General features: G+C 53.5%; 16 protein-coding genes. 6 read left to right on the top strand and 10 right to left on the bottom strand.

Annotation, left to right across the window (positions count from 1 at the left end):
- Nucleotides 1-43 precede the first annotated feature (43 nt).
- The 10 genes from BKD14_RS15395 to BKD14_RS15440 form a co-directional block, all read right to left on the bottom strand.
- Nucleotides 44-1,306 carry a cytochrome c gene (locus BKD14_RS15395; RefSeq protein ID WP_083647202.1) on the bottom strand — a complete coding sequence of 421 codons (1,263 nt, stop codon included), beginning with the start codon at nt 1,304-1,306 and terminating at the stop codon, nt 44-46.
- Nucleotides 1,303-1,842, bottom strand: a complete 540-nt coding sequence (locus tag BKD14_RS15400) for a (2Fe-2S)-binding protein (RefSeq protein WP_022710574.1) — start codon at nt 1,840-1,842, stop codon at nt 1,303-1,305. Before BKD14_RS15400 ends, BKD14_RS15395 begins: the two co-directional genes overlap by 4 nt.
- Nucleotides 1,839-4,595: a molybdopterin cofactor-binding domain-containing protein gene (locus tag BKD14_RS15405; protein ID WP_075657099.1), complete on the bottom strand. Its 2,757-nt coding sequence runs from the start codon at nt 4,593-4,595 to the stop codon at nt 1,839-1,841. Before BKD14_RS15405 ends, BKD14_RS15400 begins: the two co-directional genes overlap by 4 nt.
- A 503-nt stretch (nt 4,596-5,098) precedes the next feature.
- Nucleotides 5,099-5,422: a GNAT family N-acetyltransferase gene (locus BKD14_RS15410; RefSeq protein ID WP_022710576.1), complete on the bottom strand. Its 324-nt coding sequence runs from the start codon at nt 5,420-5,422 to the stop codon at nt 5,099-5,101.
- Between the two features lie 30 nt (nt 5,423-5,452).
- Nucleotides 5,453-6,103 carry an NADPH-dependent F420 reductase gene (locus BKD14_RS15415; protein ID WP_022710577.1) on the bottom strand — a complete coding sequence of 217 codons (651 nt, stop codon included), beginning with the start codon at nt 6,101-6,103 and terminating at the stop codon, nt 5,453-5,455.
- 121 nt (nt 6,104-6,224) lie between these two features.
- A complete protein-coding gene (locus BKD14_RS15420; protein ID WP_075657100.1) occupies nt 6,225-7,262 on the bottom strand; it encodes an LLM class flavin-dependent oxidoreductase in 1,038 nt (345 codons plus the stop codon).
- 75 nt (nt 7,263-7,337) lie between these two features.
- A complete protein-coding gene (locus BKD14_RS15425; protein WP_075657101.1) occupies nt 7,338-8,012 on the bottom strand; it encodes an FMN reductase in 675 nt (224 codons plus the stop codon).
- 63 nt (nt 8,013-8,075) lie between these two features.
- Complete coding sequence (locus BKD14_RS15430; RefSeq protein ID WP_075657102.1) at nt 8,076-9,203, bottom strand: LLM class flavin-dependent oxidoreductase; 1,128 nt, start codon at nt 9,201-9,203, stop codon at nt 8,076-8,078.
- Between the two features lie 114 nt (nt 9,204-9,317).
- The gene (locus BKD14_RS15435; RefSeq protein WP_075657103.1) at nt 9,318-11,747 is read right to left on the bottom strand and encodes a PIG-L family deacetylase; all 2,430 of its coding nucleotides are present in this window, start codon (nt 11,745-11,747) and stop codon (nt 9,318-9,320) included.
- Nucleotides 11,748-11,771: 24 nt separating this feature from the next.
- Entirely contained in the window at nt 11,772-13,001 is a 1,230-nt protein-coding gene (locus BKD14_RS15440) for an ROK family protein (protein WP_075657104.1), read from the bottom strand.
- A 306-nt stretch (nt 13,002-13,307) separates the two neighbouring features.
- Here BKD14_RS15440 and BKD14_RS15445 point away from each other — a divergent pair, with 306 nt between their 5' ends.
- The 6 genes from BKD14_RS15445 to BKD14_RS15470 all read left to right on the top strand — a co-directional run bounded on the left by BKD14_RS15445 (nt 13,308) and on the right by BKD14_RS15470 (nt 20,037).
- Nucleotides 13,308-14,555: an extracellular solute-binding protein gene (locus BKD14_RS15445; protein ID WP_022710583.1), complete on the top strand. Its 1,248-nt coding sequence runs from the start codon at nt 13,308-13,310 to the stop codon at nt 14,553-14,555.
- A 228-nt stretch (nt 14,556-14,783) separates the two neighbouring features.
- Nucleotides 14,784-15,707 (top strand): sugar ABC transporter permease, encoded by a 924-nt coding sequence (locus BKD14_RS15450; RefSeq protein ID WP_022710584.1) that lies wholly within the window; start codon nt 14,784-14,786, stop codon nt 15,705-15,707.
- Complete coding sequence (locus tag BKD14_RS15455; RefSeq protein ID WP_075657105.1) at nt 15,704-16,555, top strand: carbohydrate ABC transporter permease; 852 nt, start codon at nt 15,704-15,706, stop codon at nt 16,553-16,555. The genes BKD14_RS15450 and BKD14_RS15455 overlap by 4 nt, the downstream gene beginning before the upstream one ends.
- A gap of 10 nt (nt 16,556-16,565) precedes the next feature.
- Nucleotides 16,566-18,080: an argininosuccinate lyase gene (gene argH / locus BKD14_RS15460; RefSeq protein ID WP_075657106.1), complete on the top strand. Its 1,515-nt coding sequence runs from the start codon at nt 16,566-16,568 to the stop codon at nt 18,078-18,080.
- Entirely contained in the window at nt 18,080-19,126 is a 1,047-nt protein-coding gene (gene ugpC / locus BKD14_RS15465) for a sn-glycerol-3-phosphate ABC transporter ATP-binding protein UgpC (protein WP_075657107.1), read from the top strand. Before argH ends, ugpC begins: the two co-directional genes overlap by 1 nt.
- Nucleotides 19,123-20,037 (top strand): sugar kinase, encoded by a 915-nt coding sequence (locus BKD14_RS15470; RefSeq protein ID WP_075657108.1) that lies wholly within the window; start codon nt 19,123-19,125, stop codon nt 20,035-20,037. The genes ugpC and BKD14_RS15470 overlap by 4 nt, the downstream gene beginning before the upstream one ends.
- The last annotated feature ends 4 nt before the right edge of the window (nt 20,038-20,041 follow it).

Here is a 20,041-nt window from a genome sequence, read left to right on the forward strand (position 1 = left end):
AACAGACCGGCGGATTTGCACCCGCCGGTTTAAACAAGTTGATTTAGTGGCTTGCTTTTTCTATGTCCTGCACGGTGATATTGGCAGGTTGGCCGCCCCATTCAGCGCGCATATAATTGACGAGATCAGCAATTTGCTGCTTTGTCAGCGCATCTTTGAAGCCCGGCATCGCCTGCATCACTTCACCATTGCCAAGGCGCTGTTCGGCAATACCATCCACAATCACATGGATCAGATTGCTCGGATCAGCCAGCATCGCACTGGTATTAGTGGTCATTGCCGGTGCAATATGCGGCTTGCCTTCACCATCCACACCATGACAACCGGCGCAGACAGCCATATAGGCATCACGACCGCTCTGACGCAGTGCAGCATCAATCGCAACCGGTGTCTGCTCAGGCGCTGCCGGAAGCTTGTCGCCGGTCAGATAGGTCTGAATAGCGGCAATATCCTCATCCGTCATATATTGGGATGAGTGCAGCAATACCGGATACATTTCCAGTGTCATTGTGCCCTGTGGCGACATACCGGTCTTGAGGAATTTACGCAGATCCTCAGCCGTCCAGCCACGGGCAGCAAGCGCTTCAGGCTTCAGGCTCGGACCTGTAATTTTGCCCAGCACACTGCCTTCATAGGCTGATGCCAGCTTCAGACCGCCGATCGCATTACGCGGCGTATGACATTCCTGACAATGACCGAGAACATCGGTCAGATAAGCACCATTGGCCTGTTCCGGTGTGGCATTGGCAGGCATTTGCAGCTTCGGATTGACCAGATTCCAGTAAGACAATGCCCAGCGCTGATTAAACGGGAAAGACAGGCCCAGTTCCGGATTGGCGCGTTTTACCGGCTGCTGATCCATCAGATAGGCATAGATCGCATCGGAATCTTCCGGACGGATTGTGTGATAGGACACATAAGGCATCGCCGGATAAACCCGTTTGCCGTCTGCCCGTACACCATCCACCACCGCATGATAGAAATCAGCCGATGTATAATTGCCGATACCGGTTTCTTTATCCGGCGTAATATTGGTGCCGTAAATCACGCCGAAAGGCGTTTCAATCGGATGACCGCCGGCATAAGGCGCACCGTCCGGCGACTGGTGACAGGCCGCACAATCAGCAACAGCGGCAAGATATTTACCGCGCTTGATAAGCTTGGCTTTATCTTCACCACTTACAGCCAGACGCTGTTCGGCCGCCTTATCATCATAGGCAGATTTTGCCGGCCAGAACGGTACGGAGGCCGCAACCACACCACCGACAACACCAAGCCCGAGAATCCATTTGATTACTGGTTTCATTTAACAAGCCCCGGCGTGTTCATGACAACATCATGCACCGCACTGTAATAACGGACATAGCCGGTGCAGCGGCAGATATGATCATTGAGGGAATCTTCGATGACCTGCTTCACGTCTTCTTTTGCCACAGGCTCTTTCTGCAAACGCTCCACCAGAACGGTAGCAGCATTCACAAAGCCCGGTGCGCAATAGGAGCACTGGAAGGAGAAATGATCGAGGAAAGCTTCCTGAATGGCAGAAAGCTTCAGCTGACCGTCTTCACCCTTGGTCGCGTGGCCTTCAACCGTGCGAATAGAACGGCCGTTGAAATAATGGGCACCGGTAATGCAGGTGCGCATTTCGCGGCTGGTACCATCCGGCTCGTCCACAATCACGGTACAGGCACGGCAAAGTCCCTGTCCGCAGCCAAAACGGCTGCCGGTCAGGTCTGCATATTCATGCAGGAAATCCACCATCGACAATTCTTCAGGAACCGTCATCGGTCCTACCTGCTGACCGTTGATGTTCAGCTTGATTTCGCGTGTCGGGATACTCATGACAATGCCTCTTTAATCTTTTCTTCCGTCAGCGGGAGTTCGCGCAGATATTTGCCAACGGCATGCGCAACCGCATTGGCGACCGCAGGAATGGTTGGAATCTGCACCACTTCTGCAATGCCTTTCGGATGATCTTCCTGTTCTGTAACCGGCAGAATATTTGCCGTCTGGTTCCAGACAGCTACATCCTTGCCGCGTGGCAGACGATAGCGGTTGAAGTTCCAGTCACCGCTGCCGGGACCGTCTTCATAGAGCGGCATGCCTTCATAAAGCGCATGACCGACCGACATTCCGATACCACCCTGCAACTGACCGGATACGAATTCCGGAACCAGCACACGACCGCAATCCATGGAGGAATGATGCGACAGAATTTTCACTTCGCCGGTACCGCGGTTAACACTGACTTCAATCAGTGCCGATGCCGGTGCAAAACGTGACCAGCTGGCATTATCCACCTGCGGGTCCATGTAATGCACATTGCGGCGCTCAATACGCTGCCACTGATCGGAACCGGTCTGAATTGCCAGACCGTCAATCGGACGACGACTGGTTTCACCGAGAATATCATAATCGGCTTCACCCCAGCCCCAGCGGTCAAAGGCGTGAACCATCGCACCGGTAATGCCTTTCAGCTCATAGGCTTTGGCAGCAAGTTCTGCCAACGTCAGCGCACGGCCATCGGCAAGCGTAAACTTCTCATCTTTCCACGAGGCAGCGGCTGCCTCTTCCAGCGTGACATTCCACAACGCCGCTGCCGCAGGCAGAATACCGCGCTCATAAATGAGACGACCTGCTTCATGGGTACCATGAGTGAAGTAGAATGCACTATTGGTTGCGCTCGATGCCGAAGCCATTGCCGGTGTCCAGCGCGGATCCGGCGACATCTCATCCTGATGGGCTTTATCCATCACAAACGGATTGAGCGTGGCAAACATTTCCAGCGGTGCCCAGTCAAGAGCAGCACTTTCAATCTCATCGGCCGGTTTACCCAACCAGCGCGAGCACATCAGTGCCTGCGTGCTAACCGCACCGGTGCCGATTTCCACGGCAATATGATGCAGACGAATTTTGCCTTCCGGTGTCAGAACAATCGAGGCTGCCACAGCTTCGTTCGAGTTACCGAAGCCTTTTTTAGCAATCGCATAGCCAACGCCGTATTTCAGAGCAGGGTTTTCTGCTTCGAACTCTGCTTTGCGCTTAGTGCGATTTGCCCAGACCGGATGCGCACGATCAGCTTCGATCATTTCACGCATACGGCACAGGCTCAGCGGGAATGCACCGGCAGAGCTGCGTTCCCCGTCCTGCAATGCATTGATCAGACGCAATTCCATCACGTCCACGCCCAGCTCTTCAGCCAGTTCCTCGACCAGCATTTCTGTACCGAACTGTGCTTCCAGCGAGCCGAAACCACGTACAGAACCGGACATCGGCGCACGGGATGAATGGGCAATGGCGGCAATATCGTTTTTAGGGAAGTAATAAATTCCCTGCGCCGCACCGGCAGCAACCTGTGTGACCGGTGTTGTATAGTTCTGACGGCCGCCGCCATCCAGTTCCAGATCAGCTGCAAGAGCCTGCATTTTCAGCGTCTTGCGGTTAATGCCGAGACGATATTTCATGCGCAGCGGGTGACGCTTGATCGCTGTCTGGAAATGCTCTTCACGATCCAGTGCCAAACGCACCGGACGACCTTCAGCAAAGAGTGCAGCAACAATACCGTAATAAGGGAACGGGCTGTGTTCCTTGGTACCGTAACCAACCGTATAAGCCGGATGGCCTTTCAGCTCGCGCACATCAAAGGTGCTTTTCTTGAGCATGGCAGCGGTGCCGGTCATCACCTCATGCGGGCTCTGGCTCGCCATAACAATTTCAAGCTTGCCAGATTTTGCATCATACCAGCAATTGCAATTGTCCGGCTCAAGCGCTGCCGCATCAATGAACGGCGAATAATATTCGCGCTCGATCACATGCCAGTCTTCAGGCGGCGTGTTCAGCTCTGCGCGAATACCCTCGGCATAAGCCATGCCGCGTCCCATTGCATCGCCAGATGCATCAGCTTTCGGCCAGTTGACATCATTCTTGTCATAGGTTGCAAAAACATAGCCGTCATCGACCGGATTAAACAGGTCTTTCTCGGCCTTAGCGCCACCTTCGCCCTCAACACGGACAAAGCGGAAATTGGCCAGCGGGCCCTGTTCAACAGGCGCGGTTGTTTCACCATAGCGGATGATCTCATCACGCTTGGTTTTATAAATGCGCTTGGCAACAGAGAAACGGGCAAAATCACGATAAATCAGGATTGCCAGCGGGTGACCGAGAAACAACGGTACTTCGCCTTTCGGCGACAGCATTTTCTGGCCGTAAGTATAAGGATCGTAGAAATCCAGACCGGCTTTAACCGTGTCTTCGGCGGTTACCAGATAATCCGGCTGCAGATCTTCACCCAGCAAAGACAGATCAATATCAAGGAACGGTGCATCGGCTCGGGTTGACCAGACCACGAAAGCATGCGCCTGATCTTTCGGCCAGCCTGTCATATCCTTGGCGCGGATATCACGGGCAAAAACCTTGGAACCTGTCACCTTTGCCACGCCGTCAACACGACGCTTGAGCTGGGTTGTGCCTTGCGGGAGCGGTAAGTCCAGAATCTGTTTTTCAAACAATGCAGCACGGGCTGCACGGATCGGAAGAATAGTGACCGCAATTCCGGACGCTGTAAACTTGAGAAAGTCCCTGCGTGTCGGTGTCATATGAATTACTCCCAGCGTTACTTACAATATTACAAAACAATCTTTGTCCGAACCGGCTCTTCCGACGAAGAAGCGGTGAATTCAGATCTGAATTTTACTGAAACTACTCAACATTACGTAGTATTAAATATCCGGAATTAGAGCACAGGCAGATTAAATCAATGCCTGCATATTTATCCGTCCGGATATAGATTTGGTGTATTTATGCCTTACTCAATCATCATTCTTCAAACGAAATTACCATCGACGAGAATGAGTGAAATCTGCGCAAACCCGACCAATATTCAGCTAATATAATAGGGCTAACACATTTTAGAACAGTTTCAAGATCACGAAAACGAGAACATTTAACACGTTGATTTTAAAGCGGTTTTCCATAAAAAATAGCCTTATATTCCTACGAATATAAGGCTATTTTTGACAATCGAATCTAAAAATCACGAACAATCAGGTATTTGGGACGTCAAAACAATTATACTTGAGTAAAACTATCCAGTATTATTTTAAAGCGACGGCTCTTCACCCGGTGCCAGCGTCATAACATCCGCCCAGTCGGGATGGCGGCGATATTGTGCCCGAACATAAGGGCAAAGCGGCAGAATGCGAAAACCATTTTTACGTGCATCTTCAACCATATAGGTCACAAGTGCGGCAGCCGCACCGGTACCGCGCATGGAATCCGGCCCGCCGGTATGATCCGCACTGATAACGCCGTTCGCGCGGCGGGTAAAAGTAATCTCGGTTTCGCCTTCAACACCGTCAACACGCGCCACATAGCGCCCGTGGCGTGTGTCTGTGTCTTCCTTGCTCATTCGAATATCAGTCATTCAACCCTCTCCTTTTGAACTTGTGGTCTGTCAGCTTGCCTGTTTCAGAGTAAGTGCTTCCAGCATATCCGCACGGGTAAACGGCGCACCGAAAACCGGTGTACCCGTATCAAACATCCGGCTTTCTATCAGAAGCCCCGCATCCACCGGATCAAACCCAATCCGGTCGATAAATCCGGCAACCTGCCTGCGGGCCTCCGCATCATTACCGGCAATGGCCAGCGCACGGCGTTGCGGGTCACCGCTTGGTCGGGCTTCCTCATCAATCTCATGATAGCCCATATGGTTGAAACTGCGTACCAGCCGCGACTGCGGCAGGAATTTCTGGATCACTTCGCTACTCGAAGTTCCTGTTTCAAACTCAGCAAGAGTTCCGTCTGTCGGTGCCCAGTAATTCATTGCATCAATAACGATTTTGCCCGCCAGCAGTTCCGGCTGCAGTTGACGATATTTGGACAAAGGCAGCGCAAGGATGACGATATCGCTTTCTGCAATCACGTCCTGCGCGGTTGCAGCAACGGCACCCGGCACCATGATTTCGAGCAACAGCGCAATCTCTGCCGGTGATTTGGATGTCGCAATCTTCACCGCATAACCCGCCGCAATCGCGCGACGGGCTATAGCGGTGCCGACACGGCCGGCACCCAGAATACCAATTGTTTTCACTTCGGTGATCTGCATATCAGCAATCTCCTGCTATTTGAAAGCGTATCCCGAAAAGTGGGAACCGGTTTTCGGATAAGATACGCGCAGAAACAAACGGACGGAGTATTTCCAACAATTCGGTTTAAACCGAAAATACTCAATCCACGCCAAGCTCCGCATCAACCAGAGGCTTCACTTTGGTTCCCAGCAATTCAATCGAACGCAGAAAGTCTTTATGCGGCATCTGCCCCACATCCATCTGGAAAAACTGGCGCATATGCCCGAGCTGTTTCTGCAAGGTGATAATACGTTCTGCAATTTCTTCCGGCTCACCGGCAAAAATCGCGCCACCGCCGCTGGCTTCACTGTCATAATGCGAGCGTGGCGGTGGTGCAAAACCACGGATTTTGCCCAGCTGTTCCATCACCGCATGCCAGTGCGTCCAGAAAAAATCCTTGGCTTGTTTGGCATTCTCGCCAACAAAACCCGGTACTGCGACCGAGACTTTCAGCTGCTCCGGAGCAATCTCAGCCTGAGCGCCCGCACGGCGGTACAACTCGGCCAAAGGTGCAAAACGCGCAGCCTGCCCGCCGATAATTGCATAGGAAATCGGCAGTCCGAGAATACCGGCACGCACCGATGAATGCGGATTACCACCGGTTGCCAGCCAGATCGGCAGCGAGCCGCTTTCAGGACGCGGCACAACCAGCGCCTCATTCAAAGCCGGACGGAATTTGCCCTGCCATGTCACGCTTTCGCTCTCATTGATCTTCAACAGCAGATCAAGTTTTTCCGCATAAAGCTCGTCATAATCATTCAGGCTATGACCTAAAAGCGGGAAAGACTCCGTCGAAGAACCGCGACCGGCTGTGATTTCTGCACGTCCGTTCGACACCGCATCCAGCGTCGCAAATTGCTGATAAATGCGTACCGGATCATCGGTGCTCAGCACGGTTACCGCGCTGCCCAGCTTAATATTTTTGGTTGTGGCTGCCGCAGCACCAAGAATAACCGTTGCCGCAGAAGCAGGCATTTCCCGTGTATGGTGTTCACCAATACCGAAATAATCCAGCCCCACTTCATCGGCCAGCTGAATGGCTTCCAGAAGGTTGCGTGTTGCATCTGCCGTTGAGCCCAGCTCACCGGTCTGTGCATTTTTCTGTACGTCGCCGAAACTATAAACACCAAGTTCCATAATACTGGCTCCTTTCAGTGCGGCATCTCAATGCCCGCACTTTGAATTTTCTAAATATGTGTCGCTGTCTGTTTATCAACCGGCTGTGCCGGTGCGCCCTTTGAGCAATTGCGCAAATGGCGTGACCGTCTGGCTGAGCTGCACACCGGAATCCCGCTTGCGCTGATCGCCAATATTCGGGACAAAACCACCGACACCGCTCTTTTCCGCTACAACCAGCGCTGCAAATTCACTGGCTGCACGTTGCACGCGCGAAGACAGATCATGTCCGGCTTCACCGCTGCCAAAATCTTCAGTCGCAGCGAATACACCGGTCGGCACAACTGTCGCCCGCAGGTAAGAAAATAACGGCCGCAAAGCATGATCCAGCACCAGCGAATGGCGTGCGGTTCCCGCTGTTGCCGCAATAATCACCGGCATATTGTTCAGTGCATTGGTATCCAGACTGTCAAACAGCATTTTGAACAATCCGCTATAGCTGGCGGTGAAAACCGGCGTGACCGCGATCAGCCCGTCAGCCGCAGAGATTTTCTCTTTAACGTCTGAGAGATGCGGTGTCGGAATGCCACCGGTCGCCATAGTCGTGGCCAAATCCATAGCCAGTTCACGCAGCTCGATGACCTCGATCTGCGCCTCTTCACCACGCGCACCGATTTGCGCGGCTGTTGCCTGTGCAATCTGATCTGCCAGCATACGGGTTGATGATGGCTGTGACAGACCTGCACTCAATACAAGAATACGACGTGTCATAATTATCTCCGTTCATTGGCAGGGAAGGAGCAGAGATATCCCTGCCCCTTAATCAAACCTGCCTCAGGCTGGCTGTTCTGCGCTTTCAACCGGAATGACCTTACGGTGTTTGCCGCCCTCGCCCTGTGCACGCAGGCTTGCATGACTTGGCGGATCGCTCGGAATATGCGCCGGACGCCGTGCTTCAAACTCTTTGCGCAATACCGGCACCACTTCCGTGCCGAGAAGCTCAATCTGTTCAAGCACCATCTCTTCCGGCAGACCGGCATGATCGACAAGGAACAACTGACGCTGATAATGACCGGCATAATCAGCAAAACTCAGTGTTTTCTCGATCACCTGCTCCGGCGAGCCGACAGTCAGCGGGGTCATTTCCATAAAATCTTCCATGGATGGTCCGTGACCATAGACCGGCGCATTATTGAAATAAGGCCGGAAATCACGAATGGCATCCTGACTGTTTTTCCGCATGAAAATATGCCCGCCAAGACCGACAATCGCCTGATCCGCACTGCCGTGACCGTAATGTTCAAAGCGTGAGCGATACAGATCAATCATCTGCTGGGTATGTTCCTTGTTCCAGAAGATGTGGTTTGCAAAGAAACCATCTCCGTAGAACGCAGCCTGTTCAGCGATTTCCGTACTGCGGATTGAGCCGTGCCATACAAATGGCGGCGTATCATCCAGCGGTGCCGGAGCCAGCGTAAAACCGCGCAAAGGCGTGCGGAACTGACCCTGCCAATCCACTGTTTTCTCACGCCACAAACGGCGCAGCAGATGATAATTCTCAATCGCCAGCGGAATACCCTCGCGGATATCCTTACCGAACCACGGATAAACCGGCCCTGTATTGCCGCGCCCCATCATCAGATCAACACGACCATCGGCCAGATGCTGCAGGATCGAAAAATCCTCCGCAATCTTCACCGGATCATTGGTGGTAATCAGCGTTGTCGAGGTCGTCAGCTGAATCTTGCTGGTTTTAGCCGCAATCCAGCCGAGCATGGTCGTCGGTGAAGACGGCACAAATGGCGGATTATGATGTTCGCCGGTAGCAAAAACGTCGAGACCGACTTCTTCCGCCTTCAGCGCATATTTCATCATCGACATCAGCCGCTGATGTTCGCTCGGGGTTTTGCCGGTTGTCGGATCAGTTGTTACGTCACCGACGGTAAAAATTCCAAACTGCATGAGTACACCTGTCCGTTTGTTCCTGTGTCAGGAATAAGCACCAAAGTGCGTTGTTGACAGAAACATAATCAGTTCAGATTTTTGCAGTAGTCAGTAGAATTGCACTAGACTGTCCTAAATATCAGACAAACTCTCATCATCAGCGCCACTCACCAGATTGGCCATCAGACGGAATGCCCCCGCAACCAGCCTGTCCATCTGGTGATGCAGCACAAGACTGGTATGCGTATGCCGCCCTTTGCCAATCCGTGCAGACAGTAGCGCACCGGTTAATGGCTGCTCATTAGCATCATGCATCGACAATAACGGCTGATAGGCCTCATCCCAATGAGAGGCGAAATACAGCCCGCGCTCTTTGTTCCAGCCCTGCCAGTCTTTATCTGTTATGCAATTCGGCCAGTTGAGCAATCTGTGCTCCGGTGCCAGAACGGTGACAGTCGCTGCGGGATCAGTCACCCGCCAGCGCAGTGAGGGCGAGCCGATTTTCAATGGACGCACTGGTGTTGTCTGCGGGTTCCAGCCATCGGTCGGACGATGATAAAGCGTCAGCAAATGACCGCCATTTTCAACATAGTTATGAAGGTGCACGGTTGCCTCAGCTAGATCGCGCCGCAGACCGAAGGCAAAAATACCGACAACGATACACGTAAACTGCTGCAAATCACCGGCCAGATATTTTGGCTCCAGTTCCGTTACATCAAGCCCCATACGGCTCAGCCACAGACCAACACGATCAGCACCACCACCGATATAGCCGATCTTTGCGCCCTGTGGCAGTTTCAGATCCAGCACCAGCACATTCAATAATTCCGGCTCGCGATACATCACCTGCCCGATATGCGGATAGGCAATTGGCGTCTGCCGCACTGCATCACGACCGGCAATTTGTGCTTGTAAGCGGAACAGTCCGGCTTCCCGTTTTTCCGGTGCATGAAGTGTCGTGCTATCGGCGCTCTGCACAACCGTCCAGCCACCGGTGCTGATAAAACGCACAGGCTGCGGATCACCACTGACAGTTACATTCACCGGCCATTGTGTCTCGCCTGCCGGATCAAGCGGAACAATTACCGCTTCCGGCTCAATCCGCACAGATTGGGCAGGCACCAGCGCAAATTGTTCCGCAAGATCAAAACTCGCTTTGGCCTGATAGTCAGAGAACTGTGCCGTTACCCGAAAATAGAATTCGCCATTACCACCAAGCGAAGACCAGACCGGCCGATAAAGCGGACTGAAAGCCGCCTCTGCTCCGGCCTTTATATCAAAGGACTGAGTGGTCGCGGTTGTCTCATGCACATAAGCCGCACAATGTTCCGGCAAAACCGGCTCAACCTGCGCCTGATATTGCGCATGATCAGCGCCAAACCGCACCTGCAACAAAGCTTCACCGGCAGGTGACATCACCGGCGGGTTCAGCTCCGCACTATCAAAAATCGCTGCAGCTTCAATCAGTGCTGCATCAATCTCGGTCTTTTTCCGCAACAGGCGATGATCCTGTGCATATAGAAAATCTGTTGGTGCATTAGCTCGGACAGTATCAATATTGTGCGCAGCCGATACCAGAGAAGCGATGATTGCATCACGGTCAGGGAACGCGGCAATGGCACTATCAATCGCTTTTTGCGCAGCTTGCAATGCTTGAACGATAGGTTCAGGCATCTCCGCATGAGCCGCTAAGGTTGCCAGATCAGCTGGCAGATTATCCAGAACGGAAACCTCCGCACCGGTCTTCTCTGCCAGCAACAGATGCAGTGGCCATTGCGTTTTTGGCTCTTCCGGCCAATGTCCCATACCCTGCGAGGCATGATAATAACGCGACCATTCCCCGATGCGGTCATAATCCGCACCCGTTGCCGGTTCGCGCTTGTCAGCATGGACAATCACAGTCGCTTCAGGTGGCGGCACTTCATCATCATAAGTATCGCCCCCGCCAGACCATGCAGGCAGATAATATTTGGTGACCTGCCAAGGCTTGAGCCCTTGCGCAAAATGCTCAGGAAAAGCCTGATCGTCAGCAGCCAGCGCAATCGCTCGTTCTGCCGCGCGGGTCATCGCACGGTGATGACCATGCTGACCCGGCACATCAAGAAATGTCGGAATTACAATATCCGGCCGCTCACTGCGATAGGCACGCACAAGACGCTCGACAATACGCTCCTCACCCCAGCGGTCAAAAGTCCGGTCACCATCTTTGGAAAAGCCAAAGTCATGTACCGCATCATCAGGCCCGTGACCAAGCCAGACAATATCGCAATCCAGTATCCGTGCGGCTTCTTCCATTTCACGGGAGCGCATCAGCCCCAATGCACCGCCGCGTTCTGGCCCCAGTGCATTCTGCCCGCCCTCACCCCTTGTGGAACAACCGACAATCACCCGCATACCCGCACCAAAACGGAAATAAGCCAGTAACCCGCTTTGCTCGTCATCGGGATGTGCGCCGGTATTCATCACTGTAACCACCGAGCGCAACCGGCTCAGCGCATGATGCAGGCGCATAAGAGCCGGTGCCGATTTTTGTCGTTCAATATGTTGGCGGTCAGTCAGCACCGGATGCCTCCTCACAAAGATGAATTACAAGTCAGCGAGCGTATCCAGTTTCGGGGTCATCGCTTCAAACAAAGGCAGAGCTGCGGCACCCAAAGCCGCCGTAAATTGCCCGGTATGACCGCGCAGCACACGCGGCAAAGCACGGCTGCGGCGACTCGCAACGGAAATCGGCAACTGCCCCATCCGTGCAATCAATCCGTCGATAATCGTATCGGGTAACATACCGCCCAGCACTACCGTTTCCGGATCGAGAATATTTTCGATCATGGCAATCATCGGCGCCAGATAGAGTGCGGCCTCGTCCATCCATTCCATCAGCACCGGATGGGCGCTGTCATGCAATTTCTGCAGATCATCAAAATCTGTTTCCGTCACGCCCGCCAAAGCCAGCTTTTCCCGCAGGACATACAGTGAGGCGTAGCGCTCCAGACAACCGGACTGACCACAGGGGCAGGCTCGCCCTTTTGGCGCCACCACAATATGTCCGATTTCACCGGCATTGCCGAAAGCGCCGCGAAACGGCACACCGTCCTGAATCATGCCAAGACCGACACCGGCGCCGAAATAGATCATCGCAAAAGAGGAAATGGCATGTCCCGCACCAAACAGGCGCTCTCCCACCGCTGCCGCATTCGCGTCATTCTCGATGGTAACCGGCTCACCGCAAGCCTCACCTAAAATGGCTGCCGCATCCACATCTGACCAGCCGGGCAAAGTGGTCGGCCCGACAGAAGTCATGCCTTCAATATCAAACGGCCCCGGCATCACCACCCCGACACCCAGCAACGGTGCGGAAAACTCCGCTTTCACAGTATCAACCTGTATACGCAACAAGCCAGAAAGCGCGTCAGGGCTGGTATCATGCACGGGTGTAATATGGCGGGAACGGGGTTGCCCTGTCAGATCAAGCACCGTCGTCACCATGTGATCGGATGCCATTTCAACACCCATCGTTACAGCGCCGTCAGGATTGACTGCGAATTGTTTAGGCGGCTGACCGCGGCCGGATTTGAGCCTTCCGGTCTCCATCAACAGATTTTCACAGACCAGTTCATCGACAATATTCGCAATTGCCTGAGCCGTCAGATGGGTCAGGCGCGCAATATGCATCCGCCCCAAAGAGCCGTGCTGACGCACAATATCCAGCACCACCCGACGATTGTGATCGCGGATTCGCTCGGGGTTTTTACCCAAAGTAATCAGCTGTGTGCCTGATTCTATGCCCGATTGTGTACCTGCCGGCTGTGCGCCCATGCTGCTCCGTCCTGCCCGTCTCAAAAAATGATAAGCGAGAGCCTTCATAACCGCAATAGATTAACTCAAGTAAATTATCTTATTGACAAAAGCCTGTAAAATAGTGACCGTAGAGGGCAGCTCTGCGGAGGAAAACGCATCTGAAGGGGCAAAGCTGCCAACCGGTCTTTGACGAGATGCAATTTCCGAACACTGATCGCTGACGCATGTCACCCCAAAACGGGCTGCCGTTTCGGAAACAACATGCACAAAACTGTATTTTTGCCTGATACCGGCAACAGCCGGAGGTCATAAGGGGAGGTTCACATGCGTAAACTATTATTTGCGGGATTGCTCGCAGGCTTCAGCACAATGGCGCTCAATGCAGCGCAGGCTGTTGAAATTGAATATTGGCAATATGTCTTTGAATCGCGCGTTAAAGCGATGGACAAGCTGATCGAGAATTTCGAAAAAGCCAATCCGGACATCAAGGTCAAGCACACCACCTTCCCTTATGATGATTATCAGACCCGCGTGATTGCCGCCAAAATGGCTGGCAACAGCCCTGATGTCATGCAGCTTTTCTACGGCTGGCTTGATAAATTCGTAGCAGGCGGAATTTTGCAGCCGCTGCCAACCGATACATTCCCGCATGATAAGATCGAAAGCGATTTCTTCCCGATCACCAGTGCGATGAAGCGCGGCGAAGACTATTATGGTCTGCCGACTGCCGTGCGCTCACTGGCGCTGTTCTACAACAAGAAACTGTTTGAAGAAGCCGGTCTGGATCCGAAAAACCCGCCAAAGACACTGGATGAACTGGTTGCAGCAGCGGAAAAAACAGCCAAGCGCGATGCAAACGGCAATCTGACCACCGCCGGTATTACTCTGGATATGGCCGGACAGGATCACCATTGGTGGCGTGAAGTGCTGATCCGCCAGTATGGTGGCGCGCCTTACACCGACAATGACCGCAAAGTCACCTATGATTCCGAAGCCGGTGAAAAGGCTCTGAAATTCTACACCGACCTGCAGACAGAGAAAAAAGTCGGCGAGTTGAAATTCATGGATGAAGGTCAGGCTGCGTTCCGTGCAGGCATGGCTGCCATGACTGTTGACGGTACTTTCCGCCTCGGCGCATTCCGTACCATCAAGGATTTTGAATGGGGCGTTACCGAACTGCCGGCCAATGCTGAAGGTGTGCGTTCCAACTATGCCAGCTATTTTGCAAACGGTATCGGTGCCAATGCAAAAGGCGAAAAACTGGAAGCTGCCAAGAAATTCCTGAACTATATCTCCTCGCCGGAAGCGATGGAAATCTGGCTCAAAGAAGTTGGTGAACTACCTGCACGTCGTGCGGTTGCCCAGACTGAAGCCAATCTGGCAGACCCGATCTACGGCCCGTTCCTCAGAGGTCTGGACTATGCGCACACCACCATGTTTGTGGATGAAGCAGCCCAGCGTCAGACCGCTATGGATATGGTGAACCGTGTGGTTCTGGAAAAACAGCCTGTGAAAGAGTCGCTGGCTGAAGCTGCAAAAGCAGAACAGACCATCATCGATGATGCGCAGTAATCTCTGAAAAGACGGTGTGCCGCTGTCATCAATCGGCGGCACACCGGAATATCGTTTCATCATCTTCAGACTGCATGAAACTGCGGATGAGTTCCGGCTCTCCGCCAGAATATTTCCGGTATGTGCTGAACCTCCGGCTATATTCCCCAAATTTGTTTGACGCATAGTCCCGCAAAACCGCATCGCATTTTGCCGGATATGCTTCCGTACCATAAGGTATTTTGAACCATGACTGTGACGGCTGCCCGCTCCGGTGATACTTTCTGGAACCGCCTGCCCATGCGCACAAGGCGGCTCATCTGGGTGTGGAGCTTTCTCGCCCTGCCTATTCTGTTTTACACGGTCATCCGGTTTTATCCCACGGTTGAGGCCTTCTGGCTGTCGCTGACCAACTGGGATCTGATGAAACCGCCGAAATTTATCGGCCTTGCGAATTATGAAAAACTGTTCGCTGATCCACAATTCTGGAAAGTGTTCAAAAATACATTCACTTACTTGCTTATCGGCACGCCGGTCAGCCTGTTTCTGGCTTTTGTGATCGCCTATTATCTTGATCGCGTGCGCTTCATGCACGGGCTGATCCGTGGTCTGTATTTCCTGCCGTTTCTCACCACTGCCGCGGCAATGGGCTGGGTGTGGCGCTGGTTCTATCAGCCTGCTCCGATCGGCGTGATCAATAATATGCTCAATACTATCGGCCTGCCGCAGCAGACATTCCTGCGCTCGGTGGATCAGGCGCTCTATTCCATTATGGCAACATCCATCTGGGCTGGTCTCGGCTTCCAGATCATCATTTTCATGGCAGGTCTGCGCGCTATTCCGAACACCTATTATGAAGCCGCCCGCATTGACGGCTTGGGTGAATGGGCAATCCTGCGCAAAATCACCATTCCGCTGCTGAAACCGACAACCGTGTTTCTGGTCGTCTTCTCGTCCATCGGCTTCCTGCGCATTTTCGATCAGGTCTATAACATGACCACCTATGATCCGGGCGGTCCGCTTGGCTCCACCAAGCCACTGGTGCTGATGATCTATCAAACCGCCTTCTCGTCTTACGCCATGGGCTATGCCGCTGCGCAGACAGTCGTGCTGTTCTCCATTCTGCTGGTTGTCTCACTGTTGCAGCTGTGGATCTTGAGGGAAAAGAAATGACCGCTGAAACCAAAACACCGGCACTCCCGTTTGCAAATATCCGGCCAGGCCGCGTCCTCACATGGACACTGCTGTTTATCGGCGGCATCATCATGGTCACGCCACTGGCCTATATGTTCTCCACCTCGTTCAAAACCGCCAGTCAGGTCTATGATCTGCGTCTGATACCGGCTGACCCGACAGTGCAGAATTATGTCACCATTCTGGCAGACGGCCGCTTCCTGCGCTGGTTCTTCAACTCGATGTTCGTCGCGGTTGTCGTCACATTATCCAATGTGTTCTTCGACAGTCTTGTCGGTTACACATTGGCAAAATTCCAGTTCCGTGGCCGCCACTTCATCTTCCTCGCCATTCTGTCAACGCTGATGATCCCGACCGAAATGCTGGTGATCCCTTGGTATCTGATGTCCAGCAAACTCGGCTGGCTCGACAGTTATTGGGGCATCATGTTCCCGGGCATGATGACGGCTTTTGGTACCTTCCTGATGAAGCAGTTCTTTGAAGGCGTGCCGAATGACTTTCTCGAAGCTGCCCGTGTGGATGGCCTGAACGAATTCCAGATCTGGTGGAAAGTGGCCATGCCGCTGGTCACACCGGCACTGTCGGCTCTGGCAATCTTCACCTTCCTCGGTAACTGGACGGCCTTCTTCTGGCCGCTGATCGTCACCACCAGCAAGGAACTCTACACATTGCCTGTCGGGCTTTCGAGTTTCGCGGTCGAGCAATCGATCCAGTGGGAAATGATTATGACTGGCGCCGCTATCGCCACCCTGCCAACCCTGCTCGTGTTCCTGTTGCTGCAGCGCTATATCGTGCGCGGCGTCATGCTGGCCGGCCTGAAGGGATAAGGATACTATAATGTCTGTAAACGATCCGCGCCTTGCCGATAAAAGCGTTTTCCCTGATCCGGTCTACAAGGAGACCGTGCTGAAACCGCTTTTTGACGGCGCTAAAACCCACCACGTGGAAAGCTTCCGCCGCATTGACCGCGCCCATCTGGTCATGTTGACGGAAACCGGCATTCTCGACGAGAAACAGGCATCGGCAATCGCCGGTGCGCTGGAGCAGATCGACCGTGATATTGATCCCGCATCGCTCACCTATACGGGTGAGGTTGAAGACTTTTTCTTCCTGATCGAGAAAGAACTGAAGTCCCGCCTCGGTGCGGATATTGCCGGTCGCCTTCATACCGCACGTTCACGCAATGATATCGACCACACGCTGTTCAAGCTCGGCCTCAAAGAACATATTGATATTCTGCTGGCCAAATCCCGTCATCTGCTCGATGCGATGATTGAAACTGCAAACCGCGAGCAGGCAACACTGATCGTTGCCTATACGCATGGTCAGCCTGCACAGCCTTCAACCTTCGGCCATTATCTGTCCGCAGCAATTGAAGTGTTGATCCGCGATATGCAGCGTTTTGCAACAGCGCGTGAAATCGTCAACCTGTCACCTATGGGCGCGGCAGCCATCACCACCTCAGGTTTTCCCATCGACCGCGCACGCGTGGCTGACCTGTTGGGCTTTGCCGCGCCTTTACGCAATTCTTACAGCTGTATCGCTGCTTCGGATTACATCACCTCAACCTATTCCGCGATTGAGCTGATGTTTATCCATCTCGGCCGTCTCATTCAGGACTTCCAGTTCTGGACGAGCTTCGAAGTTGGCCAGATCTATGTGCCGAATGCTTTTGTGCAGATCTCTTCGATCATGCCGCAGAAACGCAATCCGGTGCCGATTGAGCATATGCGCCATCTGGCAAGCCAGACTATGGGTCGCGCCCGCACTGTGCTGGATGTGATCCATAATACGCCTTTCACCGATATGAATGACAGTGAAGGCGAAACACAACAGATGGGCTATGAAGCCTTTGCTTCTGCTGGTCGCGTTCTCGATCTGCTGGCAGCCTTTGTACAGGCCATCCGTATTGATCCGGCACGTGTTGCCGACAATATCCGCCGTTCCTGCATTACCATTACCGAACTGGCAGATTCACTGGTGCGCATTGAAGGTCTGTCCTTCCGTCAGGCGCATGAAATTGCAGCAACCGTGGCTAAAGCCGTTGTCGCCAAAGGCGGCGGTCTGGCACAGGACGGCTATGAGCCGTTTCTTGAAGCCTTCAAACATGCGGCAGGCAGAGACCCGTCTTTCGACCGTGCAAAGTTTGAAGAACTGGTTTCGCCGGAGCATTTCATCGCTGTGCGTGATCGTTTCGGCGGCCCTGCACCGGAACCGATGGCACAGGCACTGACAGCATATCGCGATCAGGCCAATGCTTTTGCAAGCCTTGCAGACACACAAGCCGCAGACGAGGCCAAAGCCGCACGCGAACTCAATGATAAATTTCAGGCCTTGGTGGAGAAACGCTGATGGCAACGATCGAACTGAACAAGCTGGTGAAACGCTATGGCAAGGTTGAGGCCGTGCGCGGCATTGATCTGCAAATTGCCGACGGCGAATTTGTCGTTTTCGTCGGGCCTTCCGGCTGCGGCAAATCCACGACGCTACGCATGATTGCCGGTCTGGAAGACATTTCCGGCGGTGAACTGAAAATCGGCGATGAAGTCGTCAATGAACGTGACCCAAAACAACGCAATATTGCGATGGTGTTCCAGAATTATGCGATCTATCCGCATATGACTGTCCGTCAGAATATCGGTTTCGGTCTCTATACCTCCAAAATCTCCAATGCGGATAAGAATGCCCGTATTGAAGAAACCGCAAAAATTCTCGGACTTGAGCCATATCTGGATCGCCGCCCTGCCGCCCTTTCCGGTGGCCAGCGTCAGCGCGTTGCTATCGGCCGTGCGATGGTGCGCAATCCGTCTGCCTTCCTGTTTGATGAGCCTCTGTCCAATCTGGATGCGCAGCTTCGCGCCCAGATGCGTATTGAGATCAAGCGTCTGCACCAGCGCCTCAAGACCACAACCGTCTATGTAACCCACGATCAGGTGGAGGCCATGACCATGGCTGACCGTATTGTGGTGATGCGCGACGGAAACATTCTGCAGACCGGCACACCGACCGAGCTTTATGAAAATCCGGTTGATGTCTTTACCGCCCGCTTTATCGGCAGCCCGTCGATGAACCTGATCTCGGGCCGTAAAAACGGCAACAGCGTGGAATTCGCAACGGACGGCGATGTTCTGGTCGGTATCCGCCCGCATGATCTGATGGTTGTCACCGGCAATGATGCCTCTGCACCGGCAGGCATTGAACTGACCGGCACCGTCACCGCGGCTGAACCGCTGGGTCCTGAAACACTGGTGCATATTGATGTACAGGGCACCGCAGTAATCGCTACTGCATCGGGCAAATTCATTCCGGCCACCGGCAGCACGCTGACTGCACGCGCAGCCAGTGGCAGTCTCTATCTGTTTGACAAGGCGACAGAGAAAAGTCTGGGACGTCTATGAGTTTGAAAGACAATCAGCATCCGGCCGTTCTCAGCATCGGGCGGATTTACTGCGATCTGATTTTTACCGGTCTGGCAGCTTTACCGGAACCGGGACGTGAAGTCTTTGCCGATAATCTGAAAATGGCAGCCGGTGGCGGTGCCTATATCACCGCCGCGCATCTGGCGCATACCGGCCGCACAACCGCGCTTGTGGCACGGCTCGGTCTGGATGCTCTGTCCGCCGGTCTGGCACCGGAGCTGGAAGCCGCAGGCATTGATCTGCAATTTCTGGAGCGCTCGGCAGATGCCGGCCCTCAGGTGACTGTTGCCAGCGTCATCGGCAATGACCGTGCTTTCCTGTCACGGCGTGCAGGCACTGCACTGCCTGCAACATTGGATGCCGCGCTCAACTGGTCACAGGCTGGTCATTTGCATATTGCGGAATATGCAACGCTGCATGAGATTCCTGATCTTGTGCGCCGTGCCAAGGCACACGGCCTCACAGTCTCGCTTGATCCAAGCTGGGATGAGACCCTGATCTATGATCCGGCTCTGCTTACGGCTTGCGCAGGTATTGATATCTTCCTGCCGAATAAAGAAGAAGCACTGGCGATTACCGGTTTTGAAGATCCGCAAGACGCTCTCGATAAACTCGCAGAAACCTTTCCCGTCACCGTATTAAAAGGCGGTGCGGAAGGTGCATGGCTGCGCTCACATGAGCATAATCTTCACGCCAAAGCCGAGAATGTGCCGGTTATTGATACCACCGGTGCAGGCGATGCCTTCAATGCCGGTTTCATCAATGCATGGCTTTTAGGCGCAGATGCACAAACGGCGCTCAATGCCGGTATTCAGTCCGGCAGTCTGGCCGTGCAGGCAGCCGGCGGCACAGCCTTCTTACAAAAACAGGAGATCAGTCCGGTGGGCTGATCTC

The sequence above is a fragment of the Pseudochrobactrum sp. B5 genome, from assembly GCF_001939785.1.
Lineage (GTDB): Bacteria > Pseudomonadota > Alphaproteobacteria > Rhizobiales > Rhizobiaceae > Pseudochrobactrum > Pseudochrobactrum saccharolyticum.